Genomic DNA, 14317 nt, shown 5'->3' with positions numbered 1-14317 from the left:
TTCAAATTAATTGTTTTCGTTTTTACTATCCACAACAAGTGTTACGTGGTTTGAGCGTTTGCGGATACGGTATCCCCTTCCTTGCGGAGCAGGGCGTAACCTTTTTAACTGACGGCCACCGCCTACAGATACTTCCTTAACAAAAAGGTTGCTGTCTTCAACACGTTTGCCTTCGTTTTTTGCTTCCCAGTTTTTGATGGCTGATAACAAAAGTTTCTCTACACGAATAGCAGCTTCTTTGTTAGTAAATTTTAATATGTATAACGCTTTCTCAACGTTTTCACCGCGGATCAAGTCAACCACCAAACGCATTTTACGTGGTGAAGTTGGGCAGTCCTGTAACTTAGCAACAGAAGCGCCACCTATCACAGCTTTAGCAGCTTCTTTTTGTTGCCTGATTAGTACAGACTTTTTAATTTTTGTTGTTGCTTCCATTGCCTGTTATTTTTTCTTTTCTGCGTGTCCGCGGAATGTACGGGTTGGTGCAAACTCTCCCAGCTTGTGACCAACCATGTTTTCTGTTACGTACACAGGGATAAACTTGTTACCGTTGTGTACAGCGAATGTATGACCAACGAAATCAGGAGAGATCATGGAACGACGTGACCATGTTTTTACAACTGATTTTTTATTTGCATCATTCAGCACCATAACTTTCTTATCTAAGTTATGATCGATGTAAGGTCCTTTTTTTATTGAACGAGCCATTATTTCTTCCTTCTTTCAATGATGTAACGATCCGATGTTTTCTTCTTGTCACGAGTTTTATAGCCTTTAGCCAATAAACCTTTACGTGAACGTGGGTGACCACCTGAGGCACGGCCTTCACCACCACCCATAGGGTGATCTACCGGGTTCATAGCTACACCACGTACCCTTGGCCTGCGGCCTAACCAACGGTTACGGCCTGCTTTACCTAACACCGCGTTTGCTCTTTCGCCATTTGAAACGGTACCGATAGTTGCCAAGCAAGTTGACAAGATCATACGGGTTTCGCCTGAAGGCAATTTGATGATAGCATATTTACCATCGCGTGCTGAAAGTTGAGCGTAAGTACCAGCGCTGCGGGCAATAACACCGCCCTGACCTGGGTTTAACTCAATATTGTGGATGATAGAACCTAACGGGATGCTTTTCAAAGGAAGGGTATTACCAACCTCAGGAGCAACGCTCTCGCCAGATAAAACTACCGTACCAACTGTTAAGCCTTCCGGTGCTATCATATAACGTTTTTCGCCATCAGCAAAATGCAATAATGCTATACGTGATGAACGGTTAGGATCATACTCGATAGTTGCAACTTTTGCGGGGATGTCAAATTTATTACGTTTGAAATCAATGATCCTGTATGCTTGTTTATGACCACCACCTAAATAGCGCATAGTCATTTTACCGCTGTTGTTACGACCGCCCGATTTTTTGTTAGATGCTACAACCAACGATTTTTCAGGAACGTTTGTTGTGATATCTGAATTAGATACATCAACTCTGAAGCGGGTGCCCGGGGTAACCGGTTTAAATCTCTTTACTGCCATGTCTTAATTATATATTGCTGTAAAAATCAATTACTTCTCCGTCCTTCAACGTAATGATCGCCTTCTTGTAAGTAGCTGAACGGCCTTGAACGGCGCCTGCTTTAGTATTGCGAGTTTTTAGTTTGCCGACGTATTTCATGGTGTTTACCGCTGTAACGTTAACACCGTACATTGCCTCAATGGCACTTTTAATCTGAATTTTGTTAGCCCTGTGATCAACTTTGAAAGCATAACGGTTAAGCTTGTCAGTTAACTGAGTAACTTTTTCAGTAAGTAGGGGTTGTTTTAAAATTTCCATAATTACTTAACTAATGCTTCCTCCAAAGTTTTAACAGCACCTGTAGTAAGCAACAGTTTACCAGCGTTTAACACATCATAAGTGTTAAGCTGCTCAACTGAAATTACTTTGCTTTTTTTCAGGTTTCTGCTTGATAAATACACATTGTTATTTTCAGCGCCTGCTACTACTAATAATGTTTTATCATTAGTAACATTCAAATCGGCCTCCAACTTAATGTAGTTTTTAGTTTTGATGCTATCAAAATTAAAATCCTCTAACACTAAAATGTTGTTATCTTTTGCTTTGTATGATAAAGCAGAGTTACGGGCCAGTGATTTAAGCTTTTTATTTAATTTGAAGCTGTAATCGCGTGGTTGCGGACCGAATACACGGCCACCACCGTTAAATAATGGTGATTTAATACCACCGGCACGGGCACCGCCTGTACCTTTTTGCTTATATAGCTTGCGGGTTGAACCTGCAATCTCATTACGCTGTTTTGATTTGTGTGTACCCTGACGTTGGTTAGCAAGATATTGCTTAACATCAAGATAGATAGCGTGATCATTTGGCTCAATACCGAAAATCGACTCAGGAAGCTGCACCTTGGCACCTGTTTGTTTACCTGATACGTTTAATACGTTAACTTCCATCTTATTTATCCACTATTACGAATGAACCCTTAGCTCCGGGGATGGAACCTTTAACTACTAACAGATTCTGCTCAGCGAAAACCTTAACTACTTCAAGGTTTTGTACTTTAACGCGAGCGTTTCCGGTTTGACCTGCCATGCGCATACCTTTAAATACACGTGATGGCCATGATGACGCACCCAAAGAACCTGGCGCACGTAAACGGTTGTGCTGACCGTGAGTTTGCATACCCACACCGCCAAAACCGTGACGTTTTACCACACCCTGAAAACCTTTACCTTTTGAGGTACCTACCACATCAACAAAATCTCCCGCAGCAAAAATCTCGACAGTAACGGTGTCGCCTAATGATTTTTGATCTTCGAAAGTTTTGAATTCAACCAATTTACGCTTTGGAGCGGTGTTGGCTTTCTGGAAGTGTCCTTTTAAAGGGGCAGAAGTGTTTTTTTCCTTTTTGTCGCCATACGCTAACTGAACAGCAGCGTACCCGTCTGCATCCACAGACTTAACTTGTGTTACCACGCAAGGGCCAGCTTCGATTACTGTACAAGGAATGTTCTTCCCTGTCTCGTCGAAAATGCTGGTCATTCCTACTTTTTTACCAATAATTCCTGACATTTTTTTAATTGTTTTTGTGCCCATCGAAGCAGTAGGGCTTCGTTCAAGGCATATTTCTCCCCCGAAAGGGACGGCAAAGATAGAAACTTTGTATTAATTATCAAATAGTTAGTAAGTTATTTTTTTATAATTTTTGCATCCACGTTTTAACATATGTTTGAAAGGTATGTCGCTAAGCATTAGCCGCTTTAATTTTTTGACTTTTTAGGTCGGTTTTGAAGCGGTTGCATCAGCACTGCCGGGTTCGCGGCGTAAAACTGACGAGGGGCTGGGGAAATTTTTTAAGATCTGGTGGAATTTGCGGGCAATTATCATGGGCTATCACCGGCATTATCTAATTTAGAAAACACTGTTTATCTTTACAGCATGAAACCTTATTACTTAGTAGTGATCATCATGTTTATGTGCCATTTTGCATTTGCCGGTACAAGCATGAATACCGATACCGTAAAAAAAACCCGAAGCACAGGTGTTTTTACCAGTGTTGAGCAAGTCCCTGAATTTCCAGGCGGCTTGCCGGCCTTTGCCAATTACATCAGCAGAAATCTAAAATATCCTGATATCGCACGCCTGATAGGCATTAATGGTAGCGTAGTGGTAACATTTGTAGTTGATAGTATAGGGCGCGTAACCAATGTTACTCCAATAAATTGTATAGGTGCAGGCTGTGAAGCCGAGGCAGCTACTGTTTTAGAGAGAAGTCCCCGATGGAAACCGGGTATCCAAGACGGCCGATTTGTTCGTGTGCAGTATTCGGTACCTATACACTTTAGTATACCAGCCGGCAAGGTTACTTTTAAAGATCTGCAAAAGTCTGCCTATGGTTTTATATTTGAGATAAACCATCAGCTTTATACCCTGGAAGAAGCACAAACGGTACTTGGCAAAAGCTTTCAAAGTACCGACGTAGAGATTGCCGAACCTTTTTATAATTACGATAATAACGAGAAGTTTAAGATCGCGGGCAAAAATGAAATCTACCTCTTAAAAATGAAGCTTTAAACTGCCTATCTGCATCTGCCAATGCTTAAACAAAAAGTGATCTATATATCCCCAGGGCTCTGGTCTGCAAAAGTACTTCGGCCAGAGGCCGTTAAAATAGGGGCCACTTGGCTGGAGCCGAGCGGCAGCGGAAGGCTATTTAACAGGATAAACTCACAGATCTTTTATCCGGCTTGTTAGATCGTTGTCACTAATATTATCTAATTCAGATTTGTCGTATATCGATAACAAATACACGGTTTCATTAACAACACGAACGTATGTAATTATTCTTGCACCACCAGATTTTCCTTTATTCTTAGAACTGATAGCGAGACGAATTTTATAACAATTATTTCCTAAAGGAGTTCCATAATTAGGGTTTGCAGCCAACTCAGCTACCAAAAGCCTAAGATCATCCTTTAAAGAAAGATGCTTTTTTGCAAGCTTTTTTAATTCACGAACAAATGGCGGGGTTGGCAGGATCTTAAAGTTCATCAAGTAATTCCTGTATCGTTTTTGCATCAACCTTACCCTGCTGATGCAACTTCACAAAGTTCACCGACTCTTCCAGATCATCCAACAACTGCTTTTTTTTCGCTTCTTTATTGGATTTTTTGCTTTCTTTTACAGAAATAACCTTCCCTCCCAACTGCTCAACCAGTTCGGCCAGCGTTTTCCCTGCCTTTTCAGATATTTCGATTGTAAGCGTTGTCATAATTCAAATTTAAACATTTATAATAACAATTGCTTTATTTGTGCAACCACACCAACTCCAACGAATCCTGAAGCCGTTTCAACTGCATGTTGCGTAATAACTGCTCCTTGTGCACAAGAGCATACTGCAGCCTGGCGTCCATATTTGCCAGACTGATCTCTCCTGCCCAGATCCGGTCATGAAACTCCCTGAAACCGGTTTTGGGCATGTTAAAATCAATTATCCGGCCCTGCGTTTTACCCAACAGCATAAACACAATGAAGTAAAACAGATGCAGTAACTGCCTCATCAAAAAAAAGCGGGCCTGCTGATACTCATTAGCCTCTTCACCAAAATACGCTTTTAAAAAATCGGCCTCATCTTCATCACTCCTGACTACGAAGTTGGCGGCAATGGCCAGGTCAACATAACGGTCGTTCAAAAAGGCGGCTTCCCAATCAACCAGCCATGCCCTTTCGCCATCAAACAATGTATTTTCGGGTTTGAGATCGTTGTGGCAGGCTACCAGGTCTTCAGCGTTTCGAGGGTATATGTCTTTGATTTTTTTATAAAGATCAAAAATGCCTGTGGTCATATCCGCAGGCATTATTTCGGCCGCCTGAAATTTCTCCATAAACTCCCCTATTTTATCAATATAATCCATCCGGAACGGGAAGGGCGGTAACGCGTGCAGTTTCCTGAGCAAAGCGGGGATTTTCACCTTGGCTTCGTCAAGCTCAAAAGGTTTGACTTCGATAAAATCCGTAATTGCAATCCTGTCATTCACATCGGTATGCCAAACATGAGGCGCAATCCCGACATCGGCCGCCGCTTTCATACAGGCATACTCATTTGCCGGATCGGCCATGGCATCGGTGCGGGTAATGATACGAAGCAAATATGGCTTTCCGAGCACCGTCATTTTAAACACCAGCGCCGAGGAGAGCCCCGCGGTAAGCTCATGAAGATCATCAAATTCGGGCACGCCAAAAGTTACTTGCAAGGCGTTAGTAACGGCTGCTTTTTTGCTTTCCGGAATCATAAAATGTAGGGATAAATGAGGTTTATCTACCAAATGTAAATGCCCGTTTTTACTTAAAACAGCTTTTTGAAGTATATTTTTTTTAGCGAAATTTATTGATAGATTTTGCGTTAACCCTGTATAAAGTAAGGAACGGTGATACGCAAACCCGCTTTTAAATAAGTTTTATTTACCTGGTGAAACTTAACCCTATCTATTTTTTAGGTGTTATAATGAGCGCTATCAAAAATACTAAGCTGCCCAACCCAAATGCCAAAAACACTGAAAACAGTTTGTCCTTTCTGACATCGTCAAGCGAAATATCGGTTGGTAAAAAGATCACAGGTTGTACGTCATTTAAACTATCCTTTGAACGCACCGCCGCGATGTAGTTTTCGCTCTCAGCCGGCTCAAGCCTGACAAGGTATTTAAAATCATAAAGATTTTTATTTTGTAAACTCTGCTTGCCCCCCTCAATTGCTGCCCTATATTGTTCATCTTTTTCAGGCTGCGGCAACTTGTTGTCTATAACCGCAGGGTATTCGGCCCCCAGCCAGGCTATTCCTGACTTTTCGGTATGCGCAATCCCTGCTGCCCCGCTATTGTCAAAAAGCGGAGTCACCGCGAAAATATTAATAGCGAGATAATCATGACGCTTACCGCTAACCTTAACCGTTGTTTTAAAACGGGTAAACTGCTTATCGATATAAAAATTCTTTAGCTGATAATAATAATCAGGTGGATAGTCATTAAACTGGCTTACATGGTCAAGTACTATGAGCTTTGCAGTTACAGCCTTAATATAACTTTGAATGGGGATACACGGCGCAACCATAGCTCCCCAGGCCATAAACAAGCTTGACATTAAAGCTGGTCTTGTATTACTAAAGCGCTTAAAACGAGGCAGGAGCAATGCTAAAACAAACACGAGCATAAGCACCATCGGACTGCCAATATCATCCCTGAGGTTGAGGATTTTGAGCCTGACACATATTAACCAGAATAAAAATGAGTAAGTACTTATAGCCAGTACTGCTATAGGTAAAAAAGGAATAAATAAAAATTTAATCCGGCTAACAATTTGGTTCATGACAAGGCGTGCTGTTAATTCACAAAGCTAATATATCATATTAAGCACTTTTAACAACCGCCTTTCAGCAGCCTCATTTTATCAGTTGGTAACCACCGAACTTGTAGGTGCCTCATCGGCATGCGAAAACGAGCGGGTAAAGCCGGCCTTGTAGTAGGATAACTTATCTGTGCGGTTTTGCGCTTTTAAACTTTGGTACATCCCCAGCATCGACCAGCCGTTGCCCGGGTTACGTTCCAGGTCTTCGCGGTAAACCTGTTCGGCCTGTGGGTTGTAATCTGTTTTGAGGAGATAAGCTCCCATAAACTGCCGTGCCGGAAGTGGCCATTCGGCAGGTTCAGAGTAGATCATGTTATCCTCAACCGCGATTGCTTTTTTAAACGCGGCCATACCGTCATCAAACTTATTACGGCCAAGCAAAATGGCACCATCCAGTATATTTTCGGCAACGGTTGCGCCATCTAAAGCAGTATTAAAAGGGATGTGCCGCTGTTTCAAAGATGGTTCATCCAACCGGCTGCGCAATAATGCCAACTGTGCAACTGCCGAATCCTGCTTGCCGGTATAAAGAAAAGCCAATCCACGCGAAAAATGGTACAGCACACGGGCATAGGCCCATTGGGTGTTGGGGCCGATGCTATCGTTCAGCAACTCGTGCCATTTGCCAAGGCGCACCATGGTAATCACGGGCATCATATAAAGATATTGCGCGTAAGTATCCCCTGCCGAAGGTTTTACCGCATTACGGCAGCGTTGTGCAGCTTCCATCCCACGCCCGTACATGGCGCCGTTAAAGGCGCAAAGCGTTTCAACCGCGTAAAAGTGCGAGTTGATTTTTGTAAGCCTTAAGTTTTTCTCCATGTCCGAATACACAACAATGCATTTGGCAGCTTTTTCATTGGCATCTACCCCCTGAAAATACAAGCCATTACGCTGGTATACATGGCTGGACATATGTACCATGTGCCCTATGCCGGGGAACAGCTTTTTTAAAGCGCCCGCATTGGCCAGCGCGACACCGGGGTTACGGGAAGCCTCGGTCAGGTGGATATAATAATGCAGCGCCGCGGGGTGATCCGGATTGGTAGTCAAAACGCCTCTGCACAGCGTAACCAATTCAGACGTCCACGGTTTGTCGGTACCATCGGGTGCCCAAAAATCCCAGGGATGAATAAGCATTACAGCATCAATGTATAGCATTTTAATATCAGCATCGGCTTGGTAAGTCTGCATCAGTTTTTTCATGCCCTGGGCATAGGCTTCGTTATCGCTGGCTTTGGTACCAGCCTCCGGGTAGCGCTGGTTCATCACCGCAATTAGCGCCTTTTCCTTTTCAGGAGCATTCCCGGCGGTGGCATTCATTTGTTTTAAAACTGCAGGTAAGCCCGAAGGTGCAACATAAGGACCACCGGCATTATAATAAGGTCCCAGGCTTAAAGCCTGCCCCAATAGGTCATAGCAGCCGAAGGGTCAAAGCGCGATGCCTCTTTGAATGAAGCAAAGGCCTCTTTCATGTGGTAACTATAATACATGGTTAAACCCTGATTAAAGTAAAACCGGGCACTATCGTTACCGGTAGTTATAGCGTAGCTGTGATGCCCCCATCCGGGCAGGCGTTGGATAAATTTGCCATTCCTGGTTGTATCCACCTCTCCCACTATACCCGATCCGCACATTACCGGCGTTGAGGATTTTATGGCACGCGGCACCGCCGTTCTTTTACCCTGAAACGCGAATAAATACGTAGCAAATAACACTACAGGAAACACGAATAACAACGATACCTTTTTCATCTTCGGCTATTTTAAATGATAAATGAGGAACCGGGAGGTTATAATTGATTGGTTAAAAAACTTACTCTAATATAAGGTATTATGGGGAGATTTGGAGGAGGAAATATTGGATTGATTTGAGCAGAGAATCTTTGCGCGATGTTCTTAAATTAACAAACAGATATTATTATTCTCTTAAAGCAGTTTTCTGTTCATCGGGTCTGTGTTCCTTTTTTAAAAACCTCATCTCAAAATTTTTAAAATTTTTGATCCTAAATAACTCCAAAAAAACCCAATATAACATTAAGCCAATGATGGATGACGCAAAGATCCACAATAGCCTATTTCCATTCCGGCTCTCAAACGGTTCGTAAACTGGCGAAAGCATGGTTTGCTCACCTTCTGCAACATCATTGCGTGAATTTATAGCTGCCTGGTAATTGGCAACATCGCTATCATCGGGTAAACGGGCAAGGTATGTAAATTTGGTTAAAGGTTCATCCTTAAAAGTAGCGTCGCATTTCCTGGCAAAAAAGGCAAATTCTTCCTTCTTTTCGGCCACTGTTAAATTGTTACTAACAGTTTTATGGTACTTGAGCACAAACCAGGCCGCGGGTGCTATTTTAATAACGGCAGGCTGCCTTTTAAACTTATATCTCCAGGTTACCACAGCTAACGCACCGTACTTACCAGAATCTCCGTATCTGGGCATTACCATGGAAGGATTAACATAACGCATCATCCGTACCGAATCGGCAGGTAATTTTTTTAGCGCTTGCATGTTACGCAGTGTATCATTAATGATCACCAGCGCTTTCGGGTTTCTGTTGCGCATGGCGGCTATGCGATTGGTATCGGGATAAATACGGTCAAAAACAGGCACCGCTGTATAGGCATCCATATTAAAGTCCACATTGTTTTTACCGCCAACTGAAAATATCACTTTAATGTGCGCCATATTTTTGTTAGGATACATCTGCCTGACAGTATAATACTTAGTAGGCGGCAAATAGTGCACTTCGCTCATGCTGTCCAGTCGGGTAAGCTTACCGGTAGCCGATCCAAGATAATTTTGAGCAATACAAATAGGGACAGCAAATGTAAAACCACCTACCATTAATAAAAGCATCATGGGATTGCGGCTTGTTGCTTTATAGGCCTTTAATTGTCTCAACTTAGGAAAAAGCAAAAGCTGAGGCAACACCAGACCTGCAATACCTGGAATAAGAAAATCAGCATCCTTATCTTTCAGTGCAACAACACCATACTTGATAACCAACAGCCAGTGCAAAAAAGTGTAAATTAATATAGTGCTAAAGCCAATAACAATAAAAGGTAAAAAGATATGCTTAAACTTGGCCTCAGACTGACGCATATAAAGTTCAGGTGCTAATAAATAAGTCTTAAATATATCGAACAAAGAAGTTCAAACAAAAAATTTATATCCTACGCCGCACCACCACCTCCACCGGTCGAAGTTTAGCGATAGCATAACTTCGTCCTAAAATAAGTTAAGCTTTCAGCTTAACCAGTCTTGCGTCATTGGCTATTTACTGACACCGTCCTGTCAGTGTTCAATTTTCAAAAAACAGGGTGTTCAACTTTTGAGTAAGTAATTTCATAACAAACTGGCTATCAGAACCCACGCGTTCACAACAGCGAATAAAAGCTTTTTCAAATTTTATAAATCACTGATTATCAACAATAATAAAAATCAAAAAAACAACAAGCGTTCACACTTTAAAAAATTGAACACTTAATAATCAATCCGAAATCCAACATCCGAACTCCCAAATCCAAACTACTCCATCATCAACCTGCGGATCAATTCCGCGCTTTGGGCTTTTCCCTCTTCAAGGCGGTGGCTAAAAAATGCCTGCGTATCGTTAAAGTGTTTTTTGTAGCCCTCCATATCGCCATACCCAATAATGGCCGACCATTCCCTTACCGCCGAGTGGAACTCCAAATCATCGCCACGGATAGTTTTATCATACAGGGCTGTCTCCAGCGATTCTTCCAGCAGTTCTTCGTTCTTAAAAAGGTATTCGGCAATACCTAAACGCAGGCGGAAAGGCGGGGTTTGGCAAATGAGGTTATCATATGGGTTAACACCAAGGTGATACCAGGCGTCAACCATGCTTAGTATACTCAGGTGCGAGTTGGGTTTTTGATGATCGGCATGCTGCGAGAGCGAAAACTCTTTCATCACGGTATCATTAAGCATAATAGGTTTGCGGCTTTCGTGGAACACAAAGTCGCGCGCACGGTAAAGGCGTTGCTTAAACGCGTCGGCTTCCTCTTTGATCATCAGCTTAAACAATTCCGATTCCGATTCAGCATAGCGTTTCACCTGCTGGCGGGCGTAGGGGTTAAGAATAGCCAACCCGGCGTAAACGTGGGCCTTGTAGCTGAATATGCGAAGAGTCGTCAGGATCTTGACATTATCAATACCACCTATATATGAGGCATTTTCCCAGGGGAAAAAACCGGCAGATTTCCAGGCCGTGCCCATACTTTCAAAACCAACATGGGTTACCGCCTGGGTATCGGCAACGATACGGTCGTGCTCGTGGTAATCAGCAATTTCAACTATGTTGCTGCCAATAGCCGTAAACAAATCATACATCCGTTGGTAAGCATCAGGTGTTGAGCGGTGCGGGATCAGGATCAGCGTTTGCCCCGCGGGTTCAAAACCGGGGCCGTGCATACCATGAAAAGTAACTATCTGGGCGTCGGCAGGCAGGTGTTTTTCAAAGGTGGCAATCTCAGGGTGTTTAACCGAAGTTTGCCCGGCAACAATGGCGCCGTACTTGGTTGAAGGGCCAAATTCGGCCACTACACGCTCCATACTTTCGGCCTCAACCGAATAGATGATCAGGTCGTTGATCCGCGCCACATCGCTGCCATGATCCATAACAGTAATGCCAAAAGGCGCCAGTTCTGCTTCCAGTTTTTCGCGGTTGGCGGGGAGGTCGCAGCCCGAAACGGTGTAACCCGCTTTGGCAAAAGCCTTCGCATACAGGCGGCCCATATCGCCCAAACCAATAATACCTATATTCATGCCGCTAATATAACTATGAGTAGGTTAATTACGTACGAAAGCTTATTTTAGCCTCAAAATAGCAGTATGTATATAATAAAAACCGTATATATCCTGTTTTGTTAATAGCATATACCTAATTTTACACTTGATGAACAAGCATTTACTACTTACGATAACGGTTTTAATAGCGATGATAACGGGCAGTGTTACAGCAACCTTTGCTCAGGACACTACTGCCAAAAGGAAACCCGCTACTTTAAAACCTAATGCTATTCCGCCCATTGTAAAATCGAGCCCGGCAGCGCTTAAAAATCCGGCAGTAACGCCCCCGGCACCTGCAAGGCCTACTTATTACGCACAGCCAAGGGCAACAGCTGCCGACTCGGCCCTGCAAAAAGATAAAAGCCTTAATGGCCAGTATCAATATCTGCTCAGCAAATTATACCACTATCAGCAACCATTGGTTGCCGCCCTGTGGAAAAACATGAAAGATACCCTTAATACCGAGCGACGTCAGCTTAAAGAAGCGAAAGCCAGTCTTGCCGAACAGGGTAAAAATGTTGAAAGCCTTAAATCTGATGCCAACAACAAAGAGCAGGCCCTGAACGAATCAAATGCAAAGCGCGATGAGATCAGCTTGCTGGGTATTCCGTTTACCAAGGCAACCTATAACCTGGTCATGTGGGGTTTGGTAATTGTTTTTGGTGTGGTTGCCGTTATAGTAATAGCCCGCTCCGGCGCGCATAGCCGTGAAGCCAAATACCGCATCAAACTTTACGAGGAGCTTGACGAAGAATACAAAGCTTTCAAGGCCAAAGCCAACGAAAAAGAAAAGAAACTTGCCCGCGAACTCCAAACCGAACGCAACAAACTTGACGAACTTTTAGGCAGAGGATAGTTTGATTTCGGAATTATACACCCATGTCATTGCGTAGCGTGGCAATCGCGAACTGCACAGAGTTGCTCTGCATCCGTGCGATTGCTTCGTCGTTCCTCCTCACAATCACATAATTTGATCATACTTTATGCCCAACACCAATCTACTTTCCCTCATAACCCAACTACGTTCTGTTGCTGATACCGGCCTGTTGTACGCCAAAAACGAATATGATATTGAACGCTACCAGGAGCTGCAACACCTGAGTACTAAAATGTTTGATGAAGTAAGCGGCTACGGCGGCGAAACCATTAACCTATTGTTTCCACAAGCTGCAGATTACCCTACCGCCAAGGTTGATTTAAGGGGTATCCTGCTTTCGCCGGATAATAAGATTCTGCTGGCCCGTGAAAGTGGCGATGGCAAATGGTCGTTGCCAGGTGGCTGGGGCGATATTGGCTATACGCCCAAAGAAACCATTATTAAAGAGTTTTGGGAAGAAACCGGTCTGCAGGTAACTGCCGACAGGTTACTGGCTGTATTTGATAAAAAAATGCACCCGCACCCGCCACAGCCTTTTTATGTATATAAAATGGTGTTTTACTGCAAAGCTGTTACTACCGAGATCAATAAAGGTTTTGACGTACTGGATGTGCAGTATTTTGATATCGATAACCTGCCCCCACTATCAGAAGACCGTATCCTGAAAAGCCAGATCGAACTGCTTTATCAAAAGATCATCAATAATGATATCAGCGTTTGGGCTGATTAATCAGCCATTAACAAAAAACGTCATTGCGAGGAACGAAGCAATCGCGAACCATACAGAGCGGATCTGCTGATCGGGGATTGCTTCGTTCCTCGCAATGACGCTAATTTATTAAGTTCCTTGAGCCGAACGGCTCTTTATAAAACTATTCTTTCAAATCCGGCAAAGTACGTTTATCTGCTGGCAGAGCCTGGTATTTCTTGTACGAATCATTGATGTAAACTGCCAGCGAAGGTCCGTTGTTGTTTTTGATGAACGCGTATGATGGCCTGTAAAGGGTCATGAAATTCTCCAGTTCCTGGCCGCGCAATGGGATAATGCTTTGCACATAGTTCATGGTGAATACTTCGTCAACATGGCGTTCTTCTTCTTCGTGCTTAAAGTATTTCTTTAAACGGCGGGCGTCTTTTGCTTCCTTGCTGAACCATGAGGTAGGTGAAAGCGGATAAACTTTGGCGCGGGTGTATACTTCAGGATATTCTTTATGGGCATCAAATGCTTCACGTTTGGCGCTGATGTTAACCTGCCTCAATGCGATGGTCTGGGCAACCAGTTCTATTTTCTTGTTGGTAAAATCGGTAACGTATAAGGTATCTGATACATACCCGGGAGAGCTGAAAACAAGCGTATGGCCGGTTTCGGTACGGATGCTGAAATTACCTTTACTATCGGTAAGCGTCATTTGCCTGTTCTGGTTATCGCGCACAAAAACATCGCCCAGTTTGTTGTTCTTGCCCGATTCAACAACGGTGCCCTTTACAGTGGTCTGGGCGTTTACAGTACAGGCTAAAAATAGTAATGCAGATAATACAAGGTATTGGTATTTCATAGTAGATTATTTGTGCTGTAAATTAAACTTATTTTTTGTTCCAAAGGTTTTCAATTTAACACTTTTTCACCCCTGCCTTATCTTAAATGACAAAAACCTGAATCGCCGCTACAATATGGTACAAAAAAAACGCTCCATCAAATTGATGGAG

18 protein-coding genes are annotated in these 14317 nt (G+C 43.2%); 3 read left to right on the top strand and 15 right to left on the bottom strand.

Annotation, left to right across the window (positions count from 1 at the left end):
- Positions 1–6: 6 nt before the first annotated feature.
- The 6 genes from rplV to rplC are packed head-to-tail and all read right to left on the bottom strand — an operon-like array spanning position 7 to position 3087.
- Positions 7–435: a 50S ribosomal protein L22 gene (gene rplV, locus DEO27_RS29855; protein ID WP_112574513.1), complete on the bottom strand. Its 429-nt coding sequence runs from the start codon at positions 433–435 to the stop codon at positions 7–9.
- Positions 436–441: 6 nt separating this feature from the next.
- Positions 442–708, bottom strand: a complete 267-nt coding sequence (gene rpsS, locus DEO27_RS29850) for a 30S ribosomal protein S19 (RefSeq protein WP_022832979.1) — start codon at positions 706–708, stop codon at positions 442–444.
- Positions 708–1535: a 50S ribosomal protein L2 gene (gene rplB / locus DEO27_RS29845; protein WP_112574514.1), complete on the bottom strand. Its 828-nt coding sequence runs from the start codon at positions 1533–1535 to the stop codon at positions 708–710. Before rplB ends, rpsS begins: the two co-directional genes overlap by 1 nt.
- Positions 1536–1542: 7 nt before the next feature.
- Positions 1543–1833, bottom strand: coding sequence for a 50S ribosomal protein L23 (gene rplW, locus DEO27_RS29840; protein WP_090529282.1), 291 nt, complete (start codon positions 1831–1833; stop codon positions 1543–1545).
- Between the two features lie 2 nt (positions 1834–1835).
- Complete coding sequence (gene rplD, locus DEO27_RS29835; RefSeq protein ID WP_112574515.1) at positions 1836–2468, bottom strand: 50S ribosomal protein L4; 633 nt, start codon at positions 2466–2468, stop codon at positions 1836–1838.
- A 1-nt stretch (position 2469) separates the two neighbouring features.
- Positions 2470–3087, bottom strand: coding sequence for a 50S ribosomal protein L3 (gene rplC / locus DEO27_RS29830; protein ID WP_112574561.1), 618 nt, complete (start codon positions 3085–3087; stop codon positions 2470–2472).
- Between the two features lie 366 nt (positions 3088–3453).
- On the opposite strand from rplC, the gene DEO27_RS29825 reads away from it, so the two are divergent.
- Positions 3454–4089, top strand: a complete 636-nt coding sequence (locus tag DEO27_RS29825) for an energy transducer TonB (protein WP_112574516.1) — start codon at positions 3454–3456, stop codon at positions 4087–4089.
- Between the two features lie 153 nt (positions 4090–4242).
- Here the strand turns inward: DEO27_RS29825 and DEO27_RS29820 are convergent, their stop codons facing one another.
- From DEO27_RS29820 to DEO27_RS29785, 8 genes are all read right to left on the bottom strand, one after another.
- Positions 4243–4566 (bottom strand): type II toxin-antitoxin system RelE/ParE family toxin, encoded by a 324-nt coding sequence (locus DEO27_RS29820; protein WP_112574517.1) that lies wholly within the window; start codon positions 4564–4566, stop codon positions 4243–4245.
- Positions 4556–4786, bottom strand: coding sequence for a hypothetical protein (locus DEO27_RS29815; RefSeq protein ID WP_112574518.1), 231 nt, complete (start codon positions 4784–4786; stop codon positions 4556–4558). Before DEO27_RS29815 ends, DEO27_RS29820 begins: the two co-directional genes overlap by 11 nt.
- Positions 4787–4820: 34 nt before the next feature.
- A complete protein-coding gene (locus tag DEO27_RS29810) occupies positions 4821–5807 on the bottom strand; it encodes a phosphotransferase (RefSeq protein WP_112574519.1) in 987 nt (328 codons plus the stop codon).
- Between the two features lie 193 nt (positions 5808–6000).
- Positions 6001–6876, bottom strand: coding sequence for a hypothetical protein (locus DEO27_RS29805; RefSeq protein WP_112574520.1), 876 nt, complete (start codon positions 6874–6876; stop codon positions 6001–6003).
- Between the two features lie 81 nt (positions 6877–6957).
- Positions 6958–8238: a hypothetical protein gene (locus DEO27_RS29800; RefSeq protein WP_149301890.1), complete on the bottom strand. Its 1281-nt coding sequence runs from the start codon at positions 8236–8238 to the stop codon at positions 6958–6960.
- Positions 8239–8309: 71 nt separating this feature from the next.
- On the bottom strand, positions 8310–8669 hold the full coding sequence (locus tag DEO27_RS29795; RefSeq protein WP_149301889.1) for a hypothetical protein: 360 nt from the start codon (positions 8667–8669) through the stop codon (positions 8310–8312).
- A gap of 166 nt (positions 8670–8835) precedes the next feature.
- Entirely contained in the window at positions 8836–10023 is a 1188-nt protein-coding gene (locus DEO27_RS29790) for a hypothetical protein (RefSeq protein ID WP_112574522.1), read from the bottom strand.
- Between the two features lie 426 nt (positions 10024–10449).
- The gene (locus tag DEO27_RS29785; RefSeq protein WP_112574523.1) at positions 10450–11709 is read right to left on the bottom strand and encodes a prephenate dehydrogenase; all 1260 of its coding nucleotides are present in this window, start codon (positions 11707–11709) and stop codon (positions 10450–10452) included.
- A gap of 130 nt (positions 11710–11839) precedes the next feature.
- Here DEO27_RS29785 and DEO27_RS29780 point away from each other — a divergent pair, with 130 nt between their 5' ends.
- Positions 11840–12589 (top strand): hypothetical protein, encoded by a 750-nt coding sequence (locus DEO27_RS29780; protein ID WP_146750100.1) that lies wholly within the window; start codon positions 11840–11842, stop codon positions 12587–12589.
- A 127-nt stretch (positions 12590–12716) separates the two neighbouring features.
- Complete coding sequence (locus DEO27_RS29775) at positions 12717–13340, top strand: NUDIX hydrolase (protein WP_112574525.1); 624 nt, start codon at positions 12717–12719, stop codon at positions 13338–13340.
- 142 nt (positions 13341–13482) lie between these two features.
- On the opposite strand, the gene DEO27_RS29770 is transcribed toward DEO27_RS29775, so the two are convergent.
- Positions 13483–14166, bottom strand: coding sequence for a carboxypeptidase-like regulatory domain-containing protein (locus DEO27_RS29770; RefSeq protein ID WP_112574526.1), 684 nt, complete (start codon positions 14164–14166; stop codon positions 13483–13485).
- Positions 14167–14317: the final 151 nt, after the last annotated feature.

The organism is Mucilaginibacter rubeus (assembly GCF_003286415.2).
Taxonomy (GTDB): Bacteria; Bacteroidota; Bacteroidia; order Sphingobacteriales; family Sphingobacteriaceae; genus Mucilaginibacter; species Mucilaginibacter rubeus_A.
The sequence above is the reverse complement of the archived record's forward strand: the minus strand, read 5'-3'. Positions and strand labels throughout refer to the sequence as shown.

Excerpts from the sequence above, each read along its gene's own strand:
- rplV (WP_112574513.1), bottom strand. The coding sequence starts at position 435 with ATGGAAGCAACAACAAAAATTAAAAAGTCTGTACTAATCAGGCAACAA.
- rpsS (WP_022832979.1), bottom strand. The coding sequence starts at position 708 with ATGGCTCGTTCAATAAAAAAAGGACCTTACATCGATCATAACTTAGAT.
- rplB (WP_112574514.1), bottom strand. The coding sequence starts at position 1,535 with ATGGCAGTAAAGAGATTTAAACCGGTTACCCCGGGCACCCGCTTCAGA.
- rplW (WP_090529282.1), bottom strand. The coding sequence starts at position 1,833 with ATGGAAATTTTAAAACAACCCCTACTTACTGAAAAAGTTACTCAGTTA.
- rplD (WP_112574515.1), bottom strand. The coding sequence starts at position 2,468 with ATGGAAGTTAACGTATTAAACGTATCAGGTAAACAAACAGGTGCCAAG.
- rplC (WP_112574561.1), bottom strand. The coding sequence starts at position 3,087 with ATGTCAGGAATTATTGGTAAAAAAGTAGGAATGACCAGCATTTTCGAC.
- DEO27_RS29825 (WP_112574516.1), top strand. The coding sequence starts at position 3,454 with ATGAAACCTTATTACTTAGTAGTGATCATCATGTTTATGTGCCATTTT.
- DEO27_RS29820 (WP_112574517.1), bottom strand. The coding sequence starts at position 4,566 with ATGAACTTTAAGATCCTGCCAACCCCGCCATTTGTTCGTGAATTAAAA.
- DEO27_RS29815 (WP_112574518.1), bottom strand. The coding sequence starts at position 4,786 with ATGACAACGCTTACAATCGAAATATCTGAAAAGGCAGGGAAAACGCTG.
- DEO27_RS29810 (WP_112574519.1), bottom strand. The coding sequence starts at position 5,807 with ATGATTCCGGAAAGCAAAAAAGCAGCCGTTACTAACGCCTTGCAAGTA.
- DEO27_RS29805 (WP_112574520.1), bottom strand. The coding sequence starts at position 6,876 with ATGAACCAAATTGTTAGCCGGATTAAATTTTTATTTATTCCTTTTTTA.
- DEO27_RS29800 (WP_149301890.1), bottom strand. The coding sequence starts at position 8,238 with ATGAATGCCACCGCCGGGAATGCTCCTGAAAAGGAAAAGGCGCTAATT.
- DEO27_RS29795 (WP_149301889.1), bottom strand. The coding sequence starts at position 8,669 with ATGAAAAAGGTATCGTTGTTATTCGTGTTTCCTGTAGTGTTATTTGCT.
- DEO27_RS29790 (WP_112574522.1), bottom strand. The coding sequence starts at position 10,023 with ATGCGTCAGTCTGAGGCCAAGTTTAAGCATATCTTTTTACCTTTTATT.
- DEO27_RS29785 (WP_112574523.1), bottom strand. The coding sequence starts at position 11,709 with ATGAATATAGGTATTATTGGTTTGGGCGATATGGGCCGCCTGTATGCG.
- DEO27_RS29780 (WP_146750100.1), top strand. The coding sequence starts at position 11,840 with ATGAACAAGCATTTACTACTTACGATAACGGTTTTAATAGCGATGATA.
- DEO27_RS29775 (WP_112574525.1), top strand. The coding sequence starts at position 12,717 with ATGCCCAACACCAATCTACTTTCCCTCATAACCCAACTACGTTCTGTT.
- DEO27_RS29770 (WP_112574526.1), bottom strand. The coding sequence starts at position 14,166 with ATGAAATACCAATACCTTGTATTATCTGCATTACTATTTTTAGCCTGT.